Raw genomic sequence first — 24,873 nt, 5'->3', positions numbered from 1 at the left:
AATTAATTCAACATTAAAGATAAATAAAAAAGATTACTTATTTTGTATTTGAAAATAAAATCCCGGGACAAATAACAAAACAAAAATGGGTTGGATTAAAAAGCGTCGAACATAAAAAAGAACTAAATTACTATGTTCTCTGCAGTAGAAAATTATAAAGAAAAAAGTACTAATTAAAATCATAAAGAAAAAATAATATAAAACTAAGGCAAATTTCACCATCTGTATTTCTTCGAAAAAGACATAAATTATCCCTAATGATATAACGGTATTCAATGTATAACGGAAAAGTAGACCCAAAAATAATTGGAATGAATTGAGACTTGGTAATGGTAAATGAGTAAAATCACTTTTGAAGTAATCTAAAAAAGGATCATAAAACAATTGATTCTCATAGGCACGAATAAGCACCAATAATGCAACTAAAAAAACAAACTGTACCAGTCTAATTTTATTCTTTAATAGTTTTTGAAGCATATCTTGAAAATTTATTAACCCAAATTAACCACAAAATAATAACGACTCCGTAAATAAATAAAGGAAAAAGCACTCCGTGTAAAAATTGCTTTTGATTTGGGAAATTAAACATCAATACACATAAAAAACCTATTCTTAATACATTCAGTACATAGATAAATAGGCTTCCGCCAAAAATAAAAAGTAGTGTTGGTTTTAATTTTCCTGAGAAAGCTACCACAAAGGACACAAACAAAATAATAACACTAATAGCATTACAGCCTTCAATAATTCGAGCCATATATTTTTGGTTATAAAATAGCTTAATGTAAGGTTCAAATTTATTCTCTTCAACAGTCGCACTATGATCAAACAATTGCAATACTTGCTTTGTATTTCTACCTACCAATCTTGTAATTGCGTCCAATTTATTTTCTCCAAAACTATTAAGATATTCTTGGTACAAAAACGTAAGAACGATATAGGTCAAAAAAAAGGTAGCCAGAAAAAACAAAAAAGGTTTGTAGAGAATAAAATATTTTTTCAAAATCTATTTTTTTAACAAATTTATATAATTTTTGAAACCTGCTTTAAATACTTTTGTATAAATATAAATAAAAACCATGACATTTCCAGAATTACAGCCAAAAGTAACCGAAATTATACTAAACACAACGCTTTCCAGAGACGAAAAACTTCTATCTGTCTGTCAGCTTCTAAGTGACTCTATTGACCATTACAATTGGGTAGGATTTTATTTTGCCAATCAGGAAAATAAAACTTTACACTTAGGTCCCTATGTGGGAGCTGCAACGGATCATACCGTGATCCCTTTTGGAAAAGGTATTTGCGGACAAGTGGCGGTTTCTAATGAAAATTTTGTCGTTGCTGACGTTGCGGCACAAGACAATTACATCGCCTGTAGCTTCACGGTAAAATCGGAAATTGTGGTTCCGCTTTTTGTAAACGGGGAAAACATTGGACAAATTGATATTGACAGCCACGTCCTAGATCCTTTTACCGGAGCTGACGAACGCTTTTTGGAATTTGTAAATCAGGAAGTGGCAAAGCTGTATTAAAATTATTACATTTGGTTTCTAACTAACCAAATTTCATGAAATCAATTCTACTTTCCTTATTATTTCTTTTTATTCCAAAACTAGCTATTTCGCAGATTATAGAACCAACACGCTATAATCTAGATTCTTTACATCATCCAACAACCAAGAATGATTACAAATACATCAGAGTTGTTGAAAATTACAAAAACCAACCCGATTTATTTATTTTCACTGAATATTATCAATCAGGAACGATCTGTATGAAAGCCATTTCGAAGAACAAAAATGAAGCAAAGTTCGAAGGGCCACGTATTGATTATTACGAAAACGGAAATAAAAAACAAGAGTCAAACTATGTTGATAATAAGATCCGCGGAAAACAAATTGATTGGTATGAAAACAAAGAAAAAAAGTCAGAAAAAGAGATAGTATGGCACTCCAAACATAAAAGATACTACTCAAAAACACTTCAATCTTGGAACAAAGAAGGAAAACAAACGGTAATAGACGGTAACGATCAATTTGAATACTCTGATGACAAACTCTATGAAATAGGCGAACTAAAAAACGGCGAAAAACAAGGTATTTGGGCAGGAAAAGATCTTAAGGAAAAATTTAGTTTTACAGAAATATATAATGAAGGAGTACTCGTTTCAGGCATTAGCACCGATGAAAATAACACTAAATATACTTACAAAGAACTTACAACAAAAACTACTCCTGCTAAAGGATTCACTGATTTTTACACACATGTAGGCAAAAATTTCAAAGCACCCGATGTAAAAGGACTGAAAGGAAAAATATACACAACCTTTGTGATTGATAAAGATGGAAGTATCACCGATATTAGAGTTCTAAGGGATCTTGGTTATGGCTCTGGAAAAGAAGCTATTAAAACCATAGCAAGTTATGGCAAATGGATTCCTGGAAAAACGAGAGGAGTTCCTGTAAAAGCATTGTATTCTTTACCAATAACCATACAAACAGCAGAAGGGAATTATCAAAGACAATCCTCTCAGATGGGAACAGATATCATAAAAAACACGAATTCAAATTGGTAGCAATCAAATTAATTGAATTGCATTGCTAATTCATAATTATTTTCTACCTTTGCAGCCGTCTTACAATGGATGTACGACATACATAAAAATCATTAAACAAATATTGGAATGTATTTAACTAAAGAGATTAAAGAAGAGATCTTCGCTAAACACGGAGAAAAAACAAACACTGGAAAATCAGAAGCACAAATTGCTTTATTTACTTTCAGAATTAGCCACTTAACGGAGCACTTGAAAAAAAATCGTCATGATTATAACACAGAGCGTTCATTAGTATTACTAGTAGGTAAAAGAAGATCTTTGTTAGATTACTTGAAGAAAACAGAAATCAACAGATATCGTGAGATTATCAAAGTATTGAATATCAGAAAATAATCAATCTATAAGAGGTGCGAAAGTGCCTCTTTTTGTTTTTATATACAACAATAAAAAAGTTTGGTTTTTCATTGGGTTTTAGGCATTAACTACGCAAAACAACAACTACAACACAACTAGAACCCATTGTTTAATCTAAAGAGAATTAAAATTATGATTCCACAATTATTTGTAGAAAACATCGATTTAGGAGATGGCAGAAGCATCTCAATCGAGACAGGACGTTTAGCGAAACAAGCTGACGGCGCTGTAGTAGTAAGAATTGGAAAAACTGTTATTTTAGGAACAGTAGTATCTTCAAGAAAAGCAACTCCAGGTATCGACTTTTTACCACTTACGGTAGATTATCGTGAAAAGTTTGCAGCAGCAGGACGTTTTCCTGGTGGTTTCTTCAAAAGAGAGGCTCGTCCAAGCGATAACGAAGTTTTAACAATGAGATTAGTTGACCGTGTATTGCGTCCACTTTTTCCAGATGATTATCATGCTGAAGTACAAGTAATGATTCAATTAATGTCTCATGATGATGAAGTTATGCCTGATGCATTAGCAGGATTAGCAGCTTCGGCAGCATTAGCTTTATCTGACATTCCTTTCGAAACTTTAATTTCTGAAGCTCGTGTAGGTCGTATTGATGGTAAATTTATTATCAATCCAAGTCGCGCACAATTAGAATTATCAGACATCGACATGATGATTGGTGCTTCAACAGATTCTATCGCAATGGTAGAAGGCGAAATGAAAGAAATTTCGGAAGCTGAAATGGTTGAAGCCATAAAATTTGCTCACGAACATATCAAAGTACAAATTGCAGCGCAAGAAAGATTGGTAGCGGCATTTGGAAAAAAAGAAGTTCGTACGTACGAAACTGAAAAATCTGACGATGCCATTTACGCTAAAGTAAAAGCAGTTGCATATACTAAAATTTATGATATTGCAAAGGTTGGATCTTCTAAACAAGAGAGAACTACTGCATTTGCAGAAGTAAAAGAAGAAGTAAAAGCATCATTTACAGAAGAAGAATTGGCAGAAAATGGAGACTTAGTAGGGAAATATTTCTACAAAGTTAACAAAGAAGCTGTTCGTAATGTAACACTAGATTTAGGAACACGTCTTGACGGAAGAAAAACGACAGAGATCAGACCTATCTGGTGTGAAATAGATTATTTACCATCGGTTCACGGTTCAGCATTGTTTACACGCGGAGAAACTCAAGCTTTGGCAACAGCTACTTTGGGAACTTCCAGAGAAGCAAACCAAATTGATTCACCATCTCAACAAGGAGAGGAAAAATTCTATTTGCATTATAATTTTCCCCCATTTTCTACAGGAGAAGCGCGTCCATTAAGAGGAACTTCCAGAAGAGAAGTTGGTCACGGAAACTTAGCACAACGTGCTTTGAAAAACATGATTCCTACAGATTGCCCTTATACAATTCGTGTAGTTTCTGAAGTATTAGAATCTAACGGTTCTTCTTCTATGGCAACCGTTTGTGCTGCAACATTATCATTAATGGATGCTGGAATTCAAATGACACGTCCCGTTTCTGGAATTGCAATGGGATTGATTACTGACGGTGATCGTTTTGCAGTTTTATCAGACATTCTTGGTGACGAAGATCACTTAGGAGACATGGATTTCAAGGTAACTGGAACTTCAGAAGGTATTACGGCTTGTCAAATGGACATCAAAATTGATGGATTGAAATACGAGATTATGGAAGCTGCTTTGGCTCAAGCCAGAGATGGTCGTTTACACATTCTTGGAATTCTAACAGATACTTTAGCAACTCCAAAAGTAGATGTTAAAGCGTATGCTCCAAAAATTATCACAAGAACTATTCCTGGTAACTTTATTGGTGCGTTGATTGGACCTGGTGGAAAAGTAATTCAAGAATTACAAAAAGCTACAGGAACAACTATCGTAATTAATGAAGTTAACGAACAAGGAGTTATCGAAATTCTTGGAACTGATCCTGCTGGAATTGAAGCGGTATTGGCTAAAATCCAATCGATTACCTTCAAACCACAAATGGGCGAAGCGTATGAAGTAAAAGTAATCAAAATGTTAGATTTTGGTGCAGTTGTTGAGTACCTTGACGCCCCAGGAAACGAAGTATTACTTCACGTTTCTGAATTGGCATGGGAAAGAACAGAAAATGTTGCCGATGTAGTAAACATGGGTGATGTATTCATGATTAAGTATCTAGGTTTAGATCCTAAAACTCGTAAAGAGAAAGTATCTAGAAAAGCCTTAATGGCAAGACCTCCACGTGAGGAGAAAAAAGAGTAATCAGATCTTAGTTTACTAAAGGTTTATTTATAGAAAATCCCGTTTCATGTATTTGAAACGGGATTTTTGTTTTTTTCTAAAATTTATTTTCCAAACTATTGTAACTTTTTGGAAACTTCATACGTATAACTAATTGTACACTTAAAATTTAGGAGACAAAAAAACATGAGACAACTAAAAATCACCAAGCAGGTAACCAATCGCGAAACTGCTTCATTAGACAAGTATTTACAAGAAATTGGAAAAGTTGACCTTATTACCGCTGACGAAGAGGTAGAATTAGCACAAAAGATTAAAGCCGGTGACCAGAAAGCATTAGAAAAATTGACAAAAGCCAATTTACGTTTCGTGGTTTCGGTAGCAAAACAATATCAAAATCAAGGGTTAACCCTTCCAGATTTGATTAACGAAGGAAATTTAGGATTGATAAAAGCAGCACAACGTTTTGATGAAACTCGTGGTTTCAAATTCATTTCGTATGCCGTTTGGTGGATTCGTCAATCTATTTTACAAGCATTGGCAGAACAATCCCGTATCGTTCGTTTGCCTTTAAATAAAATTGGTTCTATCAATAAAATCAACAAAATGTACGCTTTATTAGAGCAATCTAACGAGCGTCCACCATCTGCTGAAGAAATTGCAAAAGAACTTGATATGACCGTAAATGACGTAAAAGAGAGCATGAAAAACTCCGGTCGTCACTTATCAATGGATGCTCCTCTTGTAGAAGGAGAAGATTCTAACCTTTACGATGTATTGCGTTCTGGTGAATCTCCAAATCCAGACAGAGAATTAATCCACGAATCATTGCGTACTGAAATCGAGCGTTCATTAGAAACATTAACTCCAAGAGAAGCTGATGTTGTTCGTTTGTACTTTGGTCTTGGTGATCAACACCCAATGACATTAGAGGAAATTGGAGAAACTTTCGACTTAACTCGTGAGCGTGTACGTCAAATCAAGGAAAAAGCAATCCGAAGATTGAAACACACTTCCAGAAGTAAAATATTAAAAACCTACTTAGGTTAATTCACAATATTCCCCAATTAAAATTTTTAAATTTTAAATCTTTTAATTCAAAATGAACAACAGTTTGATTGACTGTTCGTTTTTTGATTGATGATTGAAACTCCGGCTGATTACCGGAGTTTTATTTTTTAATCTGAATTCATTTCAGATTCTTGAATTCATTTCAGATTCTCTTGACCCTATTCCTGTTTAAAATCATTTAGGCGTAACCCTCCGTAAAAACTTCGGGTCGGGCTTTTCGTTACAATCTTTTTATTTTTAAAAAAAATAAAAAGGATTTCCACTTCAATCCCTTACGCAATGTACGCACAACTTGCGAGTTGTCTATTCTTACTAAAAAAATTTTCGCCAATTGCTCCAAAAAAACTACTTTTGCACAAACAATACATCTGTAAAGATGCACTGCAGTGCATCTCAACAAAACAACTATACAATGAAAAACACATTAATTGCTCCATCAGTTCTTGCTGCTGATTTTGCTAATCTGCAACGCGACATCGAAATGATCAATAATAGTGAAGCCGATTGGTTTCATATTGACATCATGGATGGCGTTTTTGTACCAAACATCTCTTTTGGAATGCCTGTTCTTGAAGCTATTTCAAGACATGCAAAAAAAACAATCGATGTTCATTTAATGATTGTAGACCCAGACCGATACATCAAGACTTTTGCTGATTTAGGAGCAAATATCTTATGTGTACACTACGAAGCCTGTACCCATTTGCACAGAACCTTGCAAGCCATTAAAGCTGAAGGTATGAAAGCCGGAGTAGCTTTAAATCCACACACAAACATTGACCTTTTGGAAGATGTAATCAATGATATCGATTTGGTTTGTATCATGAGTGTAAATCCAGGTTTTGGCGGACAATCATTTATAGAAAACACTTACACTAAGGTTCAAAAATTAAAAGAACTAATTACCAGAAAAGGAGCCAATACCATTATAGAAATTGATGGCGGCGTTACTGATAAAAATGCAAAACAACTTGTAGAAGCCGGAGCCGATGTTCTTGTGGCAGGAAGTTATGTTTTTAAAGCAGAAAATCCAACAGTGACGATTGCCGATTTGAAGAAATTAACTTCTTTTTAGTTCACACTAAATTGCATAAAAAAGCCAAAGATATTGCTTCTTTGGCTTTTTTTATACATTTAATTTTATGCTTTCTATTTTATCAAAGCATCATGAATTTAGTTATTTCTTTTTCGGAAATTTTAGGATTGGCTCCTTCATGTCCTGCAACTAATGCCCCAACAGCACAAGCATAATTCAACGATTTTTGTGGTGATTTCCCTCTAAGCAATTTGACTATGAGGGAGGCTAAGAAAGAATCCCCTGCTCCTACAGTATCAACTACTTTTATAAAATAACCGCTATTGTAATAAAATTTATCATTGTAATACAAGACAGCTCCAAATGCCCCTTTGGTAACACAAACATGTTTAGTATTCGTTTTTTCAGCGATAAATTTAATATTCTGCTCAAAGGAATTATAGGGTGATTCCAATTGCTGACTTATCTCATATAATTCTTCATCATTGAGCTTAATGAAATCTGCTTTTAACATTAATTCATAAAGGACATCTGCCGTATAATACGGAGCCCTTAGATTGGCATCCAAAACCTTATATTTAGCTTTGTCCAAAAGGGCATACAGAGTAGATCTGGAAACCTCATCACGGCATATTAAACTCCCGAAAACAAAAGCATCTGATTCCGAAACTTTTTCATCCATTTCTTTACTAGGTGTAATTTTGTCCCAGGAAGACGGGTAATGAATATCATAAGAAGCATTTCCCTTTTCGTTAATCATAACATTTACTACACCTGTTTTATAATCTTCCCCTATTTGGATAGCATCCGAACTCACATCCTGATTATTTATAAAAGATATAATTTCGTTCCCATCTTCGTCGGCACCAACACGACTTATGATTGTTGTTTCTGCCCCCAAAGAATTCATTCGAAGTGCAACATTCAAAGGCGCTCCTCCAATTTTTTTATGAGTTGGGAAAAGGTCCCATAAAACCTCTCCAAAGCTAACTACACTTAGCATATATTTTGTATTCATCTTATAAATTTTAAAAAATTAAGAGCCTGTTTAAGCTACTAAATAAAGCCACAAGCCCTGTTTTATTTTCCCAACTCCTAATCCAATAGTTAAGAAAACTATTGAACCTAAATGTGGTTTTACTTATTTAACTTCATTTATCTCCAGCAACACACTTGTTCTTTGCAAAGTAACATTAGGATTGAATCCTGCTTTCATTAAAAAATCCCCTGTAAATACTTTGTCCGAAGCAATTGTTGAAGTAACACCCGGATACAAATTAATTTCTTTTACGGTATATTTTTTCTTTGGATTTAATCCGTTTAATACAACCGGTCGTTCCGTAGCAGTGATACTAAATCTATTATTCACTAAGTAGTTAAAAACAATTGCTTTGCTTTTATCTGGATTTACATACATCAATGCAGCAATATCATTTTCATGTGGATTGACCAAACGAAACATATCGCCGTGCCACACTATATCTTTAAATGAGTTGTAATTTGTTATGGCTTGTTTGCAAAATAATTTATCATTCTCGTTCAGTTTACCAACAACAATATCAAAACCCAATTTGCCCATACTAGCCACATCCACCCTAAATTTCAGTGGTTGTTTTCCCCAATCGGTGACATGATTATCAGTGGCAATCGAAGGAAAAAAATAAGAATAATCCCATTGCATAAATATTCTTTCTAAAGGTTCCGTGTCATCGCTTGGCCAAAATTCAGTGAAATATTTCAAAAATTCATAATCCCCGCGACCACCTCCTCCGGAACAAAGCATCATAGGAACTTTTGGATATTTTACACGAATGCGTTGAAGGACTTTATACAATCCTTTCATGTAATCCACGTACAAATTAGACTGAGGCAACCCTTTTTTATTGAGATATACAGAATAAGCATTATAAATAACCGCATTACAATCCCATTTTATGAACGCTAATTCTGGATTTTTCACAAATAAATCATCTACTATTCCAAAAACAAAATCCTGCACCTCGGGATTCGACAAATCCAGCACCATTTGATTTCTATAATAAATTTCAGGTCTTTCCGGTTGTCGGATTACCCAATCCAAATGCTTTTCATACAATTCACTTTTGGGATTTACCATTTCAGGTTCAATCCAAATACCAAATTTCACTCCTTCTTTTTTGGCTTCTTTGACCAAATAGCCCAATCCGCTCGGTAGTTTCTTTTTATTCTCCTGCCAGTCGCCAAGCCCCGCATCATCATTGTTTCTTGGGTATTTATTACCGAACCAACCGTCGTCCAATAAAAACAGATCAACCCCTAAATCTTTTGTATCCTTAAATAAGGCTTTTATTTTATTTTCATCAAAATCAAAATAGGTGGCTTCCCAATTGTTTAATAAGGTCAGCCGTTCTCCTTGGCCATCAAGTATTCTGTATTTTCTTGCCCAATCATGCAAATTTCTACTGGCTTCCCCCGTTCCATGATTTGACAAAGCATAAATTAAAGAAGGTGTTTTAAATATTTCGTTTGGAGCCAGAGAATATTCTGAAGCGAACGGATTGATACCCGCGATTAAACGAAGATTTTTATGGGAATCGATTTCAAAATCAAGTTTGAAGTTACTGCTCCAAGCCAACTGTCCCAACAGAACAGTCCCTTCATTTTCTGAAGCTGGTTTACCAAATGACACCATAAAATTAGGCGTTTGCAAAAGCATCGCCCGTGTTCCTAATTTAGAATCTACTGTCCTTATTCCTTGCAAAAGCTTTGTTTCTATAGGCTGCATTTCTTTTAGATATTCTCCCTGAAAACTCGTTAGATAGAAATCTTTATTGGAAAAATATAAATTAGCAGAAGCATATTTTTGCAATAAAACCCGTTTTTTCTCCTGATGCTTTATTTCTGTCCATTGTTCGATTACATTTTCTTTTGCCCAAACTTTGTAGAACAAAGTAACTTCAAAAGGATAAATGGGATCTTTCAGAAGAATACTTGTAACAGAAGTATTAGCATCAATATTTTCTTTTTTATGACTCACATATTTCAGTTCCAAAGAAGGATTTCCGTCTGCATGTTTGACCTGAATGGCGGGCTCGGATAGATTCCAAGTACCTGCAGGTGTGTACGATGAATTGTAAATTCCCGCATTGGCTTCATCATAATTATAATTCGCTGAAACAGCCGCATATTCACTTTCATTGTCAAGGGGTTTTCCAAAATAAATGGTCCTCAATCTATTGTTACTATCCGTTTGCAACAGTAAAACATTGTTTGCAGTCGCAATAGGAATGGTTACTCTTTGAGCTGATAAACTGATTGCAGTAATCATAAAACTAAAAAGGAATACGATTTTTTTATTAAAATAGGACACTCGTTTTTCTTCCATAATACTTATTTTAAAACACAAATTTTTGTAAGTCTAAAAAATCTAATGAAAACATCATCAAACTAAATACGCTTAGCAAAAGCATTTCATGCAAATTACTAAAAAATTTAAAAATTAAAGGCAAGTATAATACTTGCCTTTAACCTAATTTAAAACACTAACCAAACAAACATTATTAGTAACCTTATTTTTAATATCCAGGATTTTGTTTGTATAAACCTCCGGTAAAATCAATTTCTCTTTGAGGTATCGGATAATATTCATCTCTACCGGCAGTAAAATGTGCATTTGAAAGGAAATCTTTCTTTGTTTTTTCTACACCAAGATAAGCGTTCAAAACTTGTTCTGCTTTACCCCATCTTACAAGATCAAAAAACCGAGGACCTTCCATTCCAAACTCCAATCGTCTTTCAAACATAAGTGCTTTCATAGCATAATCTTTTGACGGAAAAGAAGTGTATTGAGCAATTTTATAAACATCTGAAGCTCCTGCTGCCAATGGCATTGCTTTACTAGCTGCAGCTCTTGCTCTAACTTGATTAATTATAGGTAATGCTTCAGTATATCTGTTTAATTGTATCAATGCTTCTGCTTTAAATAATAACACATCTGCATATCTTATAAAATCAACATTTTTTGAAGTACCAATGAACGGTCCATTTTTCACATAACAAGAACAGTCCGGAGATTGTTGCTCTTTCATATTTCCAAAGTATCCATAAACTCCAGGATCTCTGGCCCAACTGAATTTGTAAACCATATCACCAGTTGTTTTCAGTGTGTTTTTGTATTTAAATGGTCTTCCTGGAACGCCCACTGTATGGTCAATCCTAGGGTCAATAGTAACACCTGCAGCAATTGGCGCATTTCCGTTCCCATCCACTGCGTTAAAAATATCTGAATTGTTAAAAGTATCTAATAACGGTAAACCGTTAGCATCTGTTCTAAAAGCATTTACCATATTCTGGCTCGCCATGTGAAAACCACAACATCCATAAAGAGGTGTACCATGAGGAGAATTTAACCCAGTTACAAAACTAACTCTTCCTGTATTGGTACCATCATTGATAGAAAACTGAACAGCCCAAATAGATTCTGATCCATTATCATGACCATCTAAAAAGTTATTCCCAAAGTCCGGTTCTAAACTTCCGGTTACTTTATCAGCATAATCAATAACTTCTTGTAATCTGGCTGCATTAATAGTCGTAACCAAATGTTTATCATTTTGTTCGTAAGCCTGATACAATCTTAATTTTGCTAAATAAGCAGCTGCTGCATTTTTATCTGCTCTCCCAACTTGACCTTGTGATTGCTCTAAATTATCGAATGCAAAACGAAAATCATCTGCAATCTTATTCCACAAATCCTCATTTGACAAATCATTGGAAGTTTTTAGAATTTGTTCCTGAGTCAACTCTTCTGTTATAAAAGGAATTTTCTTAAACAACAATTTCAACATAAAATGAGAATGTGCTCTTAAAAAGCGCAATTCCGCTTGTCTCACTTTTTTTAACGGGTAATCCGCATCAGGAATCGCATTGATTACAGATAAAGCAAAATTAGCTCTTGAAATCGCTTTATAGTGATTCGTCCAAGTTCTAGGTAACATCCAATCTCCATAATCCGGAGTGGTTAGATTATATTGTTCGTAACGATCTATAACATCAACGTCTCCACGACCGCCTCCGCCTTTGTAAGCATCATCTGACCGTACACTTCCATAAACCCATTGGTGCGTTATTGGCCCCACCATTTCATCATTTCCTATTGCTGCATAAGCCGCATTAACAAGGGCATCAGCATTTGCAGCCGTTGCCACATTCCCGGAAGATAATACTCCGGTAGGTTCATAATCTAAAAATTCTTTGCTACAGGATGCCAAAAATAGGATTGACAAGAAGCTGATAACTATTTTATTATATTTTTTCATGAGAATTAATTAAAAATTAAAGTTTACACCTAATGATAAAGTGGTAGGCACTGGTATTCTGTTAACATCTGTTCGCTCTGGATCTGATCCTATGTATCCCTTTGGAGTAAACCAAAATAAATTCTCCCCTTGTGCATACACTCTACATCTGGTTATGAATCCTGTTTTACCTACTAACCCTTCAGGAAGAGAGTATCCAATTTGTAGATTTCTAAGTTTAAAATATGAATTATTTCTAAAAAGATAATCTGAGGTTTGAGTATCATTATGTGCTAATGATAGAGACGGCACATCAGTATTTGTATTCGTTGGTGTCCAAGCGTTAAACGTTCCTGGCCCCGCATTTTCTCTTCCTTGAACAAAATTGTTCCAGAAAATATAAGGATCAACTCCAATTCTTCCTGCTACACCAGAACCAAAAACGGAGAAGTCAAAATTCTTATACGCTAAACTAATATTAATACCATATTCTAATTTTGGAAGTGTTGTTCCAATAAAAGTTCTATCATCAGAATTTATTTTGTCATCACCATTGATGTCTACAAATTTTATTCCTCCCAGTCTAGAACCAACTTGAGTCGCATGAGAATCGATATCTGCCTGACTTTGGAATAATCCATCGGTTTTAAAACCAAAAATTTCAAATTGTGAATGCCCAATTATAGAGTTTAAAGCTGTACCTGGATATGCAGCCCTAACTTCGGCTGGTAAATCTGTAATCTTATTTTTTGTTGCTCCAAAATTTGTGGAAACATTAAAATACAATCCATTATCTAATTTATCAGCATATCCTACCGTAAGTTCCCAACCCTTATTTGCAGTGGAAGCTCCATTTACAAAACGTTGCTGCCCTTCTCCTACAGCAGATGCAACTGGCGGTTTAATTAAAATCCCTACTGTGTTTCTTGAAAAATAATCAAAGGAACCCGATAATTTATTTTCAAAAAAACCAAAATCAAGACCAACGTTAACCTCTTTGGTAGTTTCCCATTTTAGCCCTGAATTAGCTGCTTGTATAGATACAAAACCAGAAGGTAAATTCCCTGTATTAGCCCCATTCAAATCATAGGCAGTTCCAACATTATAATAGATATTGAAAAAATCAGGAAAATATACATTTTGATTCGGTCCGTATCGCGCTTCATACAATCCAAAACGAGCATTGTCTCCAATAGATTGATTCCCCACTTCTCCATAACCAGCGCGAAGTTTAAGTGTTGATATTGCTTTAATATTTTTTAAAAATTCTTCATTATTAATCTTCCAACCTACAGTAGCGGCAGGGAAAATTCCATACCTGTTGTCTTCTCCAAATCTTGACGAACCATCTCTTCTTATGGTGAATGTAGCTAAATACCTGTCGGAGAACGCATAGTTCACTTTACCAAACTGAGAAAGCAGTCTGCTACCTGTTGAAATCCCATTATTTGTTCTAATTCCTGTTGCTGCAGAAAGTGTAAAATAAGATTCTGATTCTACTGCAAATCCTTCGGCACGAGCATATAAAGTATTCAAATCGGTTTTAGTCGATTCAGTACCTACAACTACTCCAATTTTATGATTTGAAACTTTCAAGTTATAACTTAACGTGTTTGAAATTGTTAAACTTGAATATTTATTGGTGTCAAAAGTCAAACTATTGGTACTTCTATTTACAAACCCATTGCTCACAGTTGGCTCAATGTCTTTTCTATTAAAATCATTAAAATCCATTCCGATACTATTTCTGAAGGTAAGATTTTTCAAAATATCAATTTCTGTAAAAACATTACCGTACAAAGCCATTTTTTTGCTATTATCCCATCGGTTTAGATATTGCATCAATAAAGGATTATTTCTGTCTGAATAACCCGATCCTAATGGTCCCGCATACTCACCGGAGGCAGTAAATACAGGAATAGTTGGTGCTAAAGTTATCGCTAAACCTGGTGTTGGTGCATTTCCTACATCATTGGCGGCACTTCTTTCGTTAGACTGTGTAAATTGAGAGTTTACACCAAACCTAACTTTATCATTGAATAACTTGAAATTGGCATTAAGTCTGGCTGAATATCTTTCATAATTAGTATACTTCAACATTCCTGAGTTATCTAAATAACCCATATTCAATACCGCATTTGCTTTATCAGATCCACCAGATACGGATAAATCATTGTTAATTAGCAATCCTGTTTTATACATCGTATCCTGCCAATCGGTATCTCCCACAGGCACATTGGTATTCCCACCCACAAAAGGTTTAACCGTTACGCTGTTTAACACTGGGTTATTAAAATCATTATTCCAGTCAAAATTATATATTTCGCCATACCCACCAGCCGGATCTGCATGATCATTAACTGATGCCTGCCACAAAACCTTACCTCTGTCCAGCGCATTCAACATTTTATAGCGTTGTTTCTTCTCAGAAAGAACAGAAACGCTCGTACTATAAGAAACACTCGTTGCACCACCTTTGGCAGCATTTTTTGTTGTTACAATAATAACACCATTTGCAGCTCTGGAACCATAAATAGAGGACGCAGACGCATCTTTCAAAACTTGAACAGATTCTATAGCACTTGGATTTAAACTGGCAAACACTTCTGGTCGTACTGTAGGAACTCCATCAATCACATACAATGGATCTGTATTTCCCAGCGTACTTACTCCCCTGATTAAAATCCTGCTATTAGCACCACTTGGATCACCCGATTTTTCAATGGTCAATCCGGCAACTCTACCTTGCAAAGCCTGCATAGCATTTCCAGAGCTCATACTTTGACCTGCAATAGGTTTTAAATCTACTACCGTTACGGCTCCTGTTACATCTACTTTTCGCTCCTTTGAATATCCTACTACTACAATTTCGCTTAAATTGATAGATTCAGGTTTTAAAATAACATTGATGGATTCTTGTCCGTTCAATTTAATTGACTGAGCTGTAAAACCTGTAAAACTAAATACCAAAGTAGCATTCTTATCTACATTGTTAAGCATATAATGACCATCAAGATCTGTTGTGGTAGCATTATTTGTTCCGGATACCGTAATTGTTGCCCCAGGAAGCGACATTCCGTCTTCGGAAGAGGTTACCACTCCTTTTATTCCTATATTCTGGGCCGTAAGTGAAAAAAAGGAGCCCATTAAAATTAGATAGAGGATGATTTTTTGTTTCATAATTTAGATAGTTTAGTTAAATTTTAGTTGGTTAATTATTAAATTTTCAATTGTGAAATTGAAATTTGCTTTAGTAACTGAAAATGTTTCCATTGGTTTTTCTGGAAAAAATATTTCGGTCATAACTGTTTGTCCGTTATTGTAAAACACTTCGATTGAGGTTTTATCGATTACTACCCGTACGTCCATTTTATCAAAATCTTTGGTAAATGGCGCTTTAGAAATTTCCTTTGCAAAAACATCTGAAAAAGATAAATTCCCTGATTTTCTTCTATCGATAAAAAAGTATTTGTCTTTTGTATTGATACCAAAATGTATAGCGTTATTAGCATTATTGGAAAGTGAAAAAGTGTAGACATCTTTTTTCAAGTTCTTCATTGTAAAATGAATATCCAATCTTGACAGATCAACTAGTGATTTATCAATTAATACGGTTTTTTTCTCACTAATTTTAAGCACCTCTTTTTTTATGGTCTTTGACACATAATTTTGTAATTCCTTAACGGGCTGAGAAGAAACTCTGAAATGATTCCCTGCTTCTATTAGTTTTAATTCCCTTGGTAGCGTCATACTCCCTCTCCATTTCTCTGTAGGAACTTTATTCGCATATTGCCAATTGGACATCCAACCTGTAAACAATTTTCTACCATCAGTCTCTGAAATATTTGACCAGGTAACACCCGCATAATTATCTCTTCCATAGTCAATCCAAAGTGATTTATGCTGTTTCAAATCCTGAGAAAAGGATTCATCCAATGTAAATGTGGTACCATCAAAATCTCCAACAAAATATTGAGTAGCCGAACCACCATTAGGACCTCCAGGATTTATACTTAGCAAAAGCACCCATTTATATTCATCAGAACCATCTATAAGCATCGGGAAAAAATCTGGACATTCCCAAACACCACCATGAGCCCCAATGTTTTTACCAAAATCAGAAAGTAACTGCCAATCTTTTAAGTTTTTAGAACTATAAAACATCGTTTTATCTCCTGCTGCTAAAACCATTAACCATTGTTTATGGACATTATCCCAAGTCATTTTTGGATCTCTGAAGTCATTAATATTTGGAAATTTGACCACTGGATTTTTCTCATACTTAGTCCAAGTCAACCCTTCGTCTAACGAATACGCAATTCCTTGCGATTGAACACCTGCTTCCCCTGCTTTCTCTTTTACAGGATTGTGATAGGTGAACATGGCGACAATCGGCGGGTTTTGTAAACTACCAAAGCCAGACGTGTTTTTTAAATCAACTACAGCACTTCCCGAAAAAATATATCCTTTTTCATCTGGATAAATAGCTATTGGTTTTTCGGTCCAAGTGATTAGATCGTTACTTATTGCATGGCCCCAGTGCATCGGACCCCATACATTTGAATCCGGATAATGTTGGTAAAAAAGATGGTAATAGCCATTGTAAAAAAACATACCATTGGGATCATTCATCCATCCTTTTTTTGGTGAAAAATGAAAATTGGGTCTGTAAAGTTCTTCCTCTGAATACACTTTTTTATCCAAAAGGGACGATTCTTTGCACCCAAATAAAGTCAGCAATCCCATTGCACAACATATCGACAAGAAGTATCTTTTTTTAGTTACTGTAATCATAGTTTTCTTTTTTTATTAATTTTTTACTTAATTCTTCTAAGGAAATCCCTTTAGTTTCCGGCATCAAAACCGCAACAAACACTAGCTGAAAAACCATCATTACTGCGAAAAACAAAAACACAACTCCAGGGCCTATCGTCGAAAATAGAAATGGAATCAGCGATGGAATTATTGCTGCTAAAACCCAGTGCGTTGTGCTTCCAAAAGCTTGGCCGGACGCTCTAAGATGATTTGGGAAAATTTCTGAAATAAAAACCCAGATTACGGCTCCTTGACCTATTGCATGGGCAGCAATAAATAAGAACAGGAAGATTGGAACTGCCATTCCCTGCCAATGAAAAAAGAAAGCCATAGCAACAAGAGATAGTGAAATAATGTATCCAACCGAACCAATATACATCAAGACTTTTCTCCCTAATCTATCAATTAGAAAAACCCCAATCAGCGTAAAAACTAAATTTATGGCTCCAATTCCGATACTGCTCAGTAAAGCGGTACTTTCTCCCAAACCTGCTTCTTGAAAAATTCTCGGTGAATAATATAAGAAGGCATTAATACCTGACAATTGATTAAACAGTGCTATAAAAAAGGCTAAAATCAAAGGGGTGCGGTATTTTTTCATGAAAATATTTTCATTGGAAAGAGTCGTATCGTTACTATGCTGGTTAATCTCTACCATCATTTTTTCAAAGTCGGCTTCTTGTCCCATTAGTTGCAAGACTTTTTTAGCTTCCTCATTTCTGGATTTAGACAATAGCCATCTTGGGCTTTTGGGAATTGTACAGATAAATACGGTATAAATAAAAGAGGGAATTGCTTGTACTCCCATCATCCATCGCCATGAATTTTCACCCATGTTCCTTAATAAGTAATTGGAAAGAAAAGCAACCAGAATTCCCAAAACAATATTGAATTGATACAAAGCAACCAGTTTACCTCTATCTTTTGCAGGTGCAATTTCAGAGATATAAGCGGGCGCAGCTATTGTTGATGCTCCAACCCCAAGGCCTCCAATAAATCTAAATGCGGCAAAAACAAATGGATCATTTGCAAAAGCAGAACCAATAGCCGAAATGAAGAATAAAATCCCTATCCATAATAGTGTATTTTTTCTTCCTATTTTATTAGTTGGAATACCACCAAATATTGCTCCGAAAACAGTACCCCATAAAGCCATTCCCATAACTACTGTTCCATGGAAAGCATCTGAGGAATTCCATAAAACTTGTAGCTTTTTATCAGCTCCAGAAATAACAACGGTATCAAATCCAAAAAGAAACCCTGCAAGCGAAGCAATCAGCGACCAAACAACAATTTTTTTCATTATCAAAAAATATTAAATTAGATTGCTAAGATATCCGCATAAATTTTGCTTTTATTTTGAGGATGTTACAATTGCATTTAATACTATTTAATAATTTAAAATATTTACATAATAGTCTGTTTTTAAGTACTTTACACTTAAAAACAAATAAAGAACTACCTCGTTGTAGTTTGACTATGTTACACTAGTTACAATTATGTTACGCCAGTTTTAAAAAAAAAATAGATATTCAGGAATAAAAAAAAGTCACTTTATCGATTTTATTCAATTAATAAAATTTTAAATTTATTTTTAGAAGAAGTTTAAAAATTATCGATAAAAAAAATGAATTTATTAAGCAATTCTATATTACGAAGTATTCTAAAGGTTTAAGAAAATTACACAGATGAAAATGCAGTGTAATCTCAAGATTCAAGCATGTTTTTTATATCTGAGTACAGGAATTGTAACAAGAACAAGACAACATATATTAAAACAATTCTCTATACATCTATTTCAAATAGTTGCATCCAGTATGGAAAGCAGTAGAATTATTGCATTGAAATAGAGCCATAAAAAAACCACCAAAATTAGATTTTGATGGTTTTGATTTTTACAAGTAATAAAAGTAAAAAACGAACAGAATTAATTTTAATTACTAAACCTGAATCTTTATAAAAACAAGCGTTGTAATAAAGATTGCAAAGGCTGGGTTCAACATTTTGTATAGAGCCTGCTTTTATTTAAAAATTTTTAAATCTGAAAAAGTTACTTCACCATTATCAGCAAAAATAGCCCACGGATTTTGATTCATTTTATAAATACGATTTGTAAAAGCTATTTCGTCATTAATGTATATCACACATACCGAATTTTCAGAAATAATTGTAATATCAAACTCTTTATTAACAGGAACATTTAGCGGAAGCTTCGTTACATTTAAGGAAGACGCATTTTTTATAACCTTATCTAATCGTAATTGATTTTTGGCTAAATCGAATACAATGGCAAATACTTCATTTCGTGCTCCACAGGCTCCAAATTCAAAACCAAATTGAGTGGATGATGTCGCTTTTATATGTGCTTTAATTTTAAATGCGCCCGTTTTTCTTTCAAACACTGAGAATGCTTTTTCAGTGTCACTACCCTTCAATGTATATACATCTCCTTGCTTAGTAGTTCCAAAGCCTATTTTCGCATTTAAAGCTTCATTAATAATAAACTTGTTGTCTACACCATTGGGTATCGCAATGCCAAATGTTCCATTTGGATGCTGAACAAGTCGATGCGTTACAAGCGATCCAGCCCAATCAAAAACAGCAGCATCACTATTTTTATTTTTAGTAGGACACCATCCGGTTATATATCGGTTTACACCATCGGTAACTGTTTTTCCAGCATAGAAAGCAATTCCATCTAAGGCATTATTTACAGGAGTAATCCAAGTATTGGCAGTCAGTAAACGGTATTTATAGTGTACCATTCGATCATCAATATTAGAATAAATCAAATACTGATAATCACCCATACTAAATACATCTGGGCATTCAGTTATAAAGGTAGTTGCATCCTCATAAAATGGTTTTTCCAAAGTCCAATCTCTTAAATTAGCAGAACTGTATTGAGCAATAACTGCCCGCCATGGCACAGTACTATTAGAAACTAAACCAACCTCAGAACGTGTTGCAATCAACATTTTATACGTCCCTGTACTTTTATCTTCAATGACGATTGGATCTCTAAATTCATTGCGATCATATCCCCAAGAAGCCTGCAACAAAAAGGAAGTATCTTTGGTCCACTTTTTTAAATCTGTAGACGTTGCAAGCATAATTTTTTCTTTAGGATCAAGATTTCCGTTATGTCCTGTATAGAAAGCGTAATAAATTCCATTCAATTTAAAAACGGATCCTGTACCCAATGCTCCATCCTGCTCAGTAGCGGTTCCAGTAGCAATCATTTCGCTATTGCCAGTGAATGTTGCAAAATCAGTTGTCGTTACTTTGTACCAAGGATGAAATGTAGGCAATGTATTTCTCGCATCATACAAATAGAAAATATGGAATATTCCATTTTCATAAAATGGTATAGGATCACCAACCCAGCCTACTGTGGGTCTAAAGAAAGTTCGATATGCATTATCCAATTCATTAGGAGTTTGACACGCAGGAGCGTTTGTTTCTACAATAGGGGTTTCAGTTGGTTTATCCTCTTTAGTGCAATTATTAAATAATGCTAAACAAAGTGGAAGGCATAAAAACGTACGGTTTATTTTCATATTTTGATAGTTTGCGAGGATTATTAAGTACACAAAAAAGCCTTGATAATCTCAGATTAAATATTTTTATCAGAAAAACGAAGCGATCAAAAAGAAATTGAAAACTCCCAAGATCTTTCGCATCAGCACTTTAAAATGAAACAAAAAAATTAGTTCTGTTTAAATCTTAAATTCAATTACTAAGATATTTTTAAAAAACTGGTTTTTATATCAAGAATGTTGCTCTTATATATGCTAGTTTACAAAAAACCATCAAAAACAAAACAACACACTAATTACCAAACAATTAGATACAAAAAAAGAAGAGCAACTACTTTGCTGTAGTTGCTCTTATGTTACCTAAAATACAATTATGTTACGCTATTTTTCTTAGGAAGAAACCCGTTCAATAGAAAACCATCTATTTTTTACTTTTATATTCTTTAGGTGTAACACCAAATTTATTTTTAAAAGAAGTTGAAAAATAATTTGGTGAGGAGAAACCAACCGCATATGCAATTTCTGAAATATTTAAGTCCGCCTTTTTTAGCAACTCTTTTGATTTATCTAATCGCATATTATTAATATGATCACTGACACTAATTCCTAATATAGCTTTAACTTTTCGATACAATTGTACCCGTGAAATAGTTAAACTCCGTGCAAGATCTTCAACGGTGTAAGCAGAATTATCCAAGTTTTTTTCAATAAGATCATTCAACTTTCTTAGAAAATCTTGTTCAGAAACACCAAAATCACCATCCTCAATATTTAAAATACTATTGGTATAATAAAATCGAAGCTTTTCTCTGTTAAAGAGCAATCCTTTAATAGATTGGGCTAATACTTTTAAATTAAAAGGTTTTGTCAAAAAGATATCGGCACCACTTTCTAGAGCCTTCAAATAGGAATCTTGATTATCCGAAGCGGTAAGCATTATAATAGGAATATGTGACGTTCTTAAATCTTTCTTGAGTATTTCACAAATTTGGAAACCATTCTTTTCAGGCAAATTCAAATCACAGATAATAATATCTGGAATTAATTCCAATGCTCTTTCAATTGCATTGGTACCATCAGAAGCAAAAAAAGTATATTCTGCAGAAAATTTATGAGACACAAAATCTAAAAGCTCTTTGTTGTCCTCTATATATAGAATCGAATATTTATCTTCGGTGTTTTTGGGTTCAATACTTTGAATAAACTCTGAATCCAGATAATCCGGTTCATGAACATAATCTAGCATTGGCTCTTTTATTATATATTTTTCATCAAGATGCTCTTTTCCTAATGGTAATGTAATTATGAATTCTGCTCCATTTTTTGAATTAATTTCTATTTTTCCATGGTGTAGATCGACAAAACTTTTTGATAAATGAAGTCCTATTCCAGAACTGTTTCTGTAATTATTTGAACCTTGATAAAAAGCGTTAAAAACCTCCTTCAACTCATTTTCTGGAATCCCTATACCCGAATCTTTAAAGTAAATTTTAACGGAATTATTGGGTTTATCTTCTTTTATTGCAATCGAAATTTTACCCTTTTCAGGAGTAAATTTAAAGGCATTTGACAACAAATTAAAATAGACTTTATCCATTAGATTTCGATCAATATAAACTTCTAATTCCGGATTGTTAGTTATCAATGAAAAATCTATATTTCTTTTCTTCGCTTCCCGATCAAAATCACTAATAATACTTTTTGAAAAATCTAAAATATTAGTTTTTGATGCTCTCAAAGTAAATTTTTGGTCCTCTGTTTTTCTATAGTCTAATAATTGATTAATTAACCGCAGCAACCTTCTGGAGTTGTTATACATCAAATTAATTTCCTTATTCACGGAGACCCCTTTATTTCTAAATTCATTCCCCAAAGATTCTATAGAACTCAATATCAATGTTAACGGCGTTTTGAATTCATGAGACAAACCTGTAAAAAAATTAAGTCTTGCTTCGTTACTTCGCTTTAATTCTTCAGAAAATTTTTCAATCTCGTTTCTTTGACTGACAATTTTTTTATTCGTTTCTTCTAATTCTTTCTTCTTACGACGAATTGTAATTCCAGAATAAATACTATATATCGCTAAACTTAGCACAATTATAAATAGAGAAATTAAAAGTTTCAGAAGGTTACTCTGACTTGAATATTTCTTTTCCTGATTTTTAATAATCTTTTGTTGTTGCTCAATATCAGACTGTTGAATTGTTATTTTATCAAATTGATTGCTCATTATATCTGCATTAAGAGAGTCAATCAATATCGTATTCAATTTATTATTTTTAGGAACAATTTCTTGATTGACTATTTTCAACGCTAATCGTATCGCCTCGCTACCGCCTGTTGGGTATAAAACAGTTGCTTCTAAAATTTTATCTTTAACATATTGAATCCCTCCGAATGGTCCATTAAGCCCATCAACCCCTATAAATTTTATTTTTTTATCTAACCCTTTATCCTTGGCAATTTTCCATGCGTTATACGCAATTAAATCATTAAAGGCATACACGTAATCAATATTAGACAGACTATCTAATAACTTTATATAATTTTTTTTTGGATGCCCAAAATCATCTGAATCGATGTCAAAAACTTTAATACCCGGATATTGTTGAACAATTTGTTTAAACCCCGAGCTTCTTTCTAAACCGGGCGATGTATCTAAATCTCCATAAATTTGAATCACATTTGCATGTCCTTTAGAAATTGAAACGAGATGTTTCCCCGCTAATCGTCCCACCTCAATATTGTCTGCACCTAAATACGCTGTATAATTAGTCGTATTTACTTTTCTATCAACTACAATTACCGGAATACCTTTACTCTTTGCTTTTTCTATTACTGGGACAATAGAATCAGATTCAAAAGGAGAAACTATGATAATATCTACTTTATCTTCAATAAACTTTTCAATATCATGAATCTGTTTTTTGGGTTGACGATTCGCATTATAAATTTTCAAGCTAACCTCTGGATGAAGTGAAGCTTCAACCTCCATTGCATGATTCATTGATGCTCTCCAAATATCGTCATCCACACTTTGTGAAAATCCAATAGAAATTTTCTTTCTATCACCTTCTGATGAATTACAGGAATTCAGTATACATATAAAACTTGCCAGTAGTATAAAACAGCCTCTTCTTGACATACGGTTTATGATTATAAAAATAACAATATAAAAAATTTAGAATGATTTCAGTTATTCTTGTAATTGATTTTTCCAAAATCATGTCTATAATAGTATCCGTGACTATAGACGCTCTTAACTTTACAAAAATGATTCCTGATTATGATAATTTCAAATGGCGTAGTAATTGTTCTTTTTTGTCGAACTAATATCATTTTCTTTTGAGTTTAAAATGATTATTACAATTATGGACAAATATATAAAAAATGGTAGTACTATTTCATTTTACATAATGATTTTCTTTTTAGTAACTTAATTTGTCAATAATAAGAAAATACACAGGCATCAAGAGAAAAAGATTTTTTTGTTTGAAATGTAAGATTTTATATTAGATAAATAAAAGATGCCCTATTCGGATTAGTATCCGAATAGGGCAATTGGTGTATTAAATTTTTAGATTAAACACCGTTTTTCATATACTTCTTTACTATAGAATTAGCAGATTAAAAAATAATTTAAATTCAAGTATTATGCCGTGGACAAAAACAGATTACCTCAATTCCATAAAGAACCTTCCTGCAACAGTATAGAATAAGCCATTGAAATAGCAAATGCTATACTTGAAGATAGGCATACCAATGAAGGGATTGCAATAGCCATCGCCATCAGCCGAGCCAAATGGGCTCCAGAAAATTACGCAAGCTTTTTAAAAGTTATTTAACAGCCAATAATCTATAAAATGCTTACCTTTAATACGATACAATTTTAATTGCGTTTTTAATCAACTGATA

At 33.7% G+C, this 24,873-nt stretch carries 16 protein-coding genes; 6 read left to right on the top strand and 10 right to left on the bottom strand.

The window, feature by feature from the left end; translation table 11 throughout:
- Positions 1–33: 33 nt before the first annotated feature.
- Together ACNQGG_RS08405 and xrtF are read right to left on the bottom strand one after the other, a co-directional pair.
- Positions 34–477 (bottom strand): exosortase F system-associated membrane protein, encoded by a 444-nt coding sequence (locus tag ACNQGG_RS08405; protein ID WP_417962959.1) that lies wholly within the window; start codon positions 475–477, stop codon positions 34–36.
- A complete protein-coding gene (gene xrtF / locus ACNQGG_RS08400; protein ID WP_417962957.1) occupies positions 452–1,003 on the bottom strand; it encodes an exosortase family protein XrtF in 552 nt (183 codons plus the stop codon). Before xrtF ends, ACNQGG_RS08405 begins: the two co-directional genes overlap by 26 nt.
- A gap of 76 nt (positions 1,004–1,079) precedes the next feature.
- Here xrtF and ACNQGG_RS08395 point away from each other — a divergent pair, with 76 nt between their 5' ends.
- From ACNQGG_RS08395 to rpe, 6 genes are all read left to right on the top strand, one after another.
- A complete protein-coding gene (locus tag ACNQGG_RS08395; RefSeq protein ID WP_417962955.1) occupies positions 1,080–1,535 on the top strand; it encodes a GAF domain-containing protein in 456 nt (151 codons plus the stop codon).
- Positions 1,536–1,570: 35 nt separating this feature from the next.
- Positions 1,571–2,578 (top strand): energy transducer TonB, encoded by a 1,008-nt coding sequence (locus ACNQGG_RS08390; protein WP_417962953.1) that lies wholly within the window; start codon positions 1,571–1,573, stop codon positions 2,576–2,578.
- 108 nt (positions 2,579–2,686) lie between these two features.
- Positions 2,687–2,953 carry a 30S ribosomal protein S15 gene (rpsO, locus tag ACNQGG_RS08385; protein WP_066079886.1) on the top strand — a complete coding sequence of 89 codons (267 nt, stop codon included), beginning with the start codon at positions 2,687–2,689 and terminating at the stop codon, positions 2,951–2,953.
- Positions 2,954–3,106: 153 nt separating this feature from the next.
- Positions 3,107–5,242, top strand: coding sequence for a polyribonucleotide nucleotidyltransferase (locus tag ACNQGG_RS08380; RefSeq protein ID WP_417962950.1), 2,136 nt, complete (start codon positions 3,107–3,109; stop codon positions 5,240–5,242).
- A gap of 165 nt (positions 5,243–5,407) precedes the next feature.
- Complete coding sequence (locus ACNQGG_RS08375) at positions 5,408–6,271, top strand: sigma-70 family RNA polymerase sigma factor (protein ID WP_007137700.1); 864 nt, start codon at positions 5,408–5,410, stop codon at positions 6,269–6,271.
- A gap of 433 nt (positions 6,272–6,704) precedes the next feature.
- Positions 6,705–7,367 (top strand): ribulose-phosphate 3-epimerase, encoded by a 663-nt coding sequence (gene rpe / locus ACNQGG_RS08370; RefSeq protein WP_417962948.1) that lies wholly within the window; start codon positions 6,705–6,707, stop codon positions 7,365–7,367.
- An 82-nt stretch (positions 7,368–7,449) separates the two neighbouring features.
- Here rpe and ACNQGG_RS08365 read toward each other — a convergent pair whose 3' ends face one another.
- The 8 genes from ACNQGG_RS08365 to ACNQGG_RS08330 form a co-directional block, all read right to left on the bottom strand.
- The gene (locus tag ACNQGG_RS08365) at positions 7,450–8,346 is read right to left on the bottom strand and encodes a carbohydrate kinase family protein (protein WP_417962946.1); all 897 of its coding nucleotides are present in this window, start codon (positions 8,344–8,346) and stop codon (positions 7,450–7,452) included.
- Between the two features lie 123 nt (positions 8,347–8,469).
- The gene (locus ACNQGG_RS08360; protein WP_417962944.1) at positions 8,470–10,692 is read right to left on the bottom strand and encodes an alpha-galactosidase; all 2,223 of its coding nucleotides are present in this window, start codon (positions 10,690–10,692) and stop codon (positions 8,470–8,472) included.
- A 190-nt stretch (positions 10,693–10,882) separates the two neighbouring features.
- Positions 10,883–12,625 (bottom strand): RagB/SusD family nutrient uptake outer membrane protein, encoded by a 1,743-nt coding sequence (locus tag ACNQGG_RS08355; RefSeq protein ID WP_417962942.1) that lies wholly within the window; start codon positions 12,623–12,625, stop codon positions 10,883–10,885.
- A 9-nt stretch (positions 12,626–12,634) separates the two neighbouring features.
- Positions 12,635–15,784 carry a SusC/RagA family TonB-linked outer membrane protein gene (locus tag ACNQGG_RS08350; protein WP_417962940.1) on the bottom strand — a complete coding sequence of 1,050 codons (3,150 nt, stop codon included), beginning with the start codon at positions 15,782–15,784 and terminating at the stop codon, positions 12,635–12,637.
- Between the two features lie 12 nt (positions 15,785–15,796).
- Positions 15,797–17,398: a glycoside hydrolase family 32 protein gene (locus ACNQGG_RS08345; RefSeq protein ID WP_417962938.1), complete on the bottom strand. Its 1,602-nt coding sequence runs from the start codon at positions 17,396–17,398 to the stop codon at positions 15,797–15,799.
- The gene (locus tag ACNQGG_RS08340) at positions 17,382–18,722 is read right to left on the bottom strand and encodes a sugar porter family MFS transporter (RefSeq protein ID WP_417962936.1); all 1,341 of its coding nucleotides are present in this window, start codon (positions 18,720–18,722) and stop codon (positions 17,382–17,384) included. The genes ACNQGG_RS08345 and ACNQGG_RS08340 overlap by 17 nt, the downstream gene beginning before the upstream one ends.
- Before the next feature lie 718 nt (positions 18,723–19,440).
- Positions 19,441–20,979, bottom strand: a complete 1,539-nt coding sequence (locus ACNQGG_RS08335) for a glycoside hydrolase domain-containing protein (RefSeq protein ID WP_417962934.1) — start codon at positions 20,977–20,979, stop codon at positions 19,441–19,443.
- Between the two features lie 400 nt (positions 20,980–21,379).
- On the bottom strand, positions 21,380–24,103 hold the full coding sequence (locus ACNQGG_RS08330) for a hybrid sensor histidine kinase/response regulator transcription factor (protein WP_417962932.1): 2,724 nt from the start codon (positions 24,101–24,103) through the stop codon (positions 21,380–21,382).
- Between the last annotated feature and the right edge of the window lie 770 nt (positions 24,104–24,873).

It is taken from the genome of Flavobacterium esculini (assembly GCF_048284325.1).
In the GTDB taxonomy this organism is placed as follows: domain Bacteria; phylum Bacteroidota; class Bacteroidia; order Flavobacteriales; family Flavobacteriaceae; genus Flavobacterium.
Note: the sequence above shows the minus strand (reverse complement) of the source record. Positions and strands in the feature narration are given on the sequence as shown.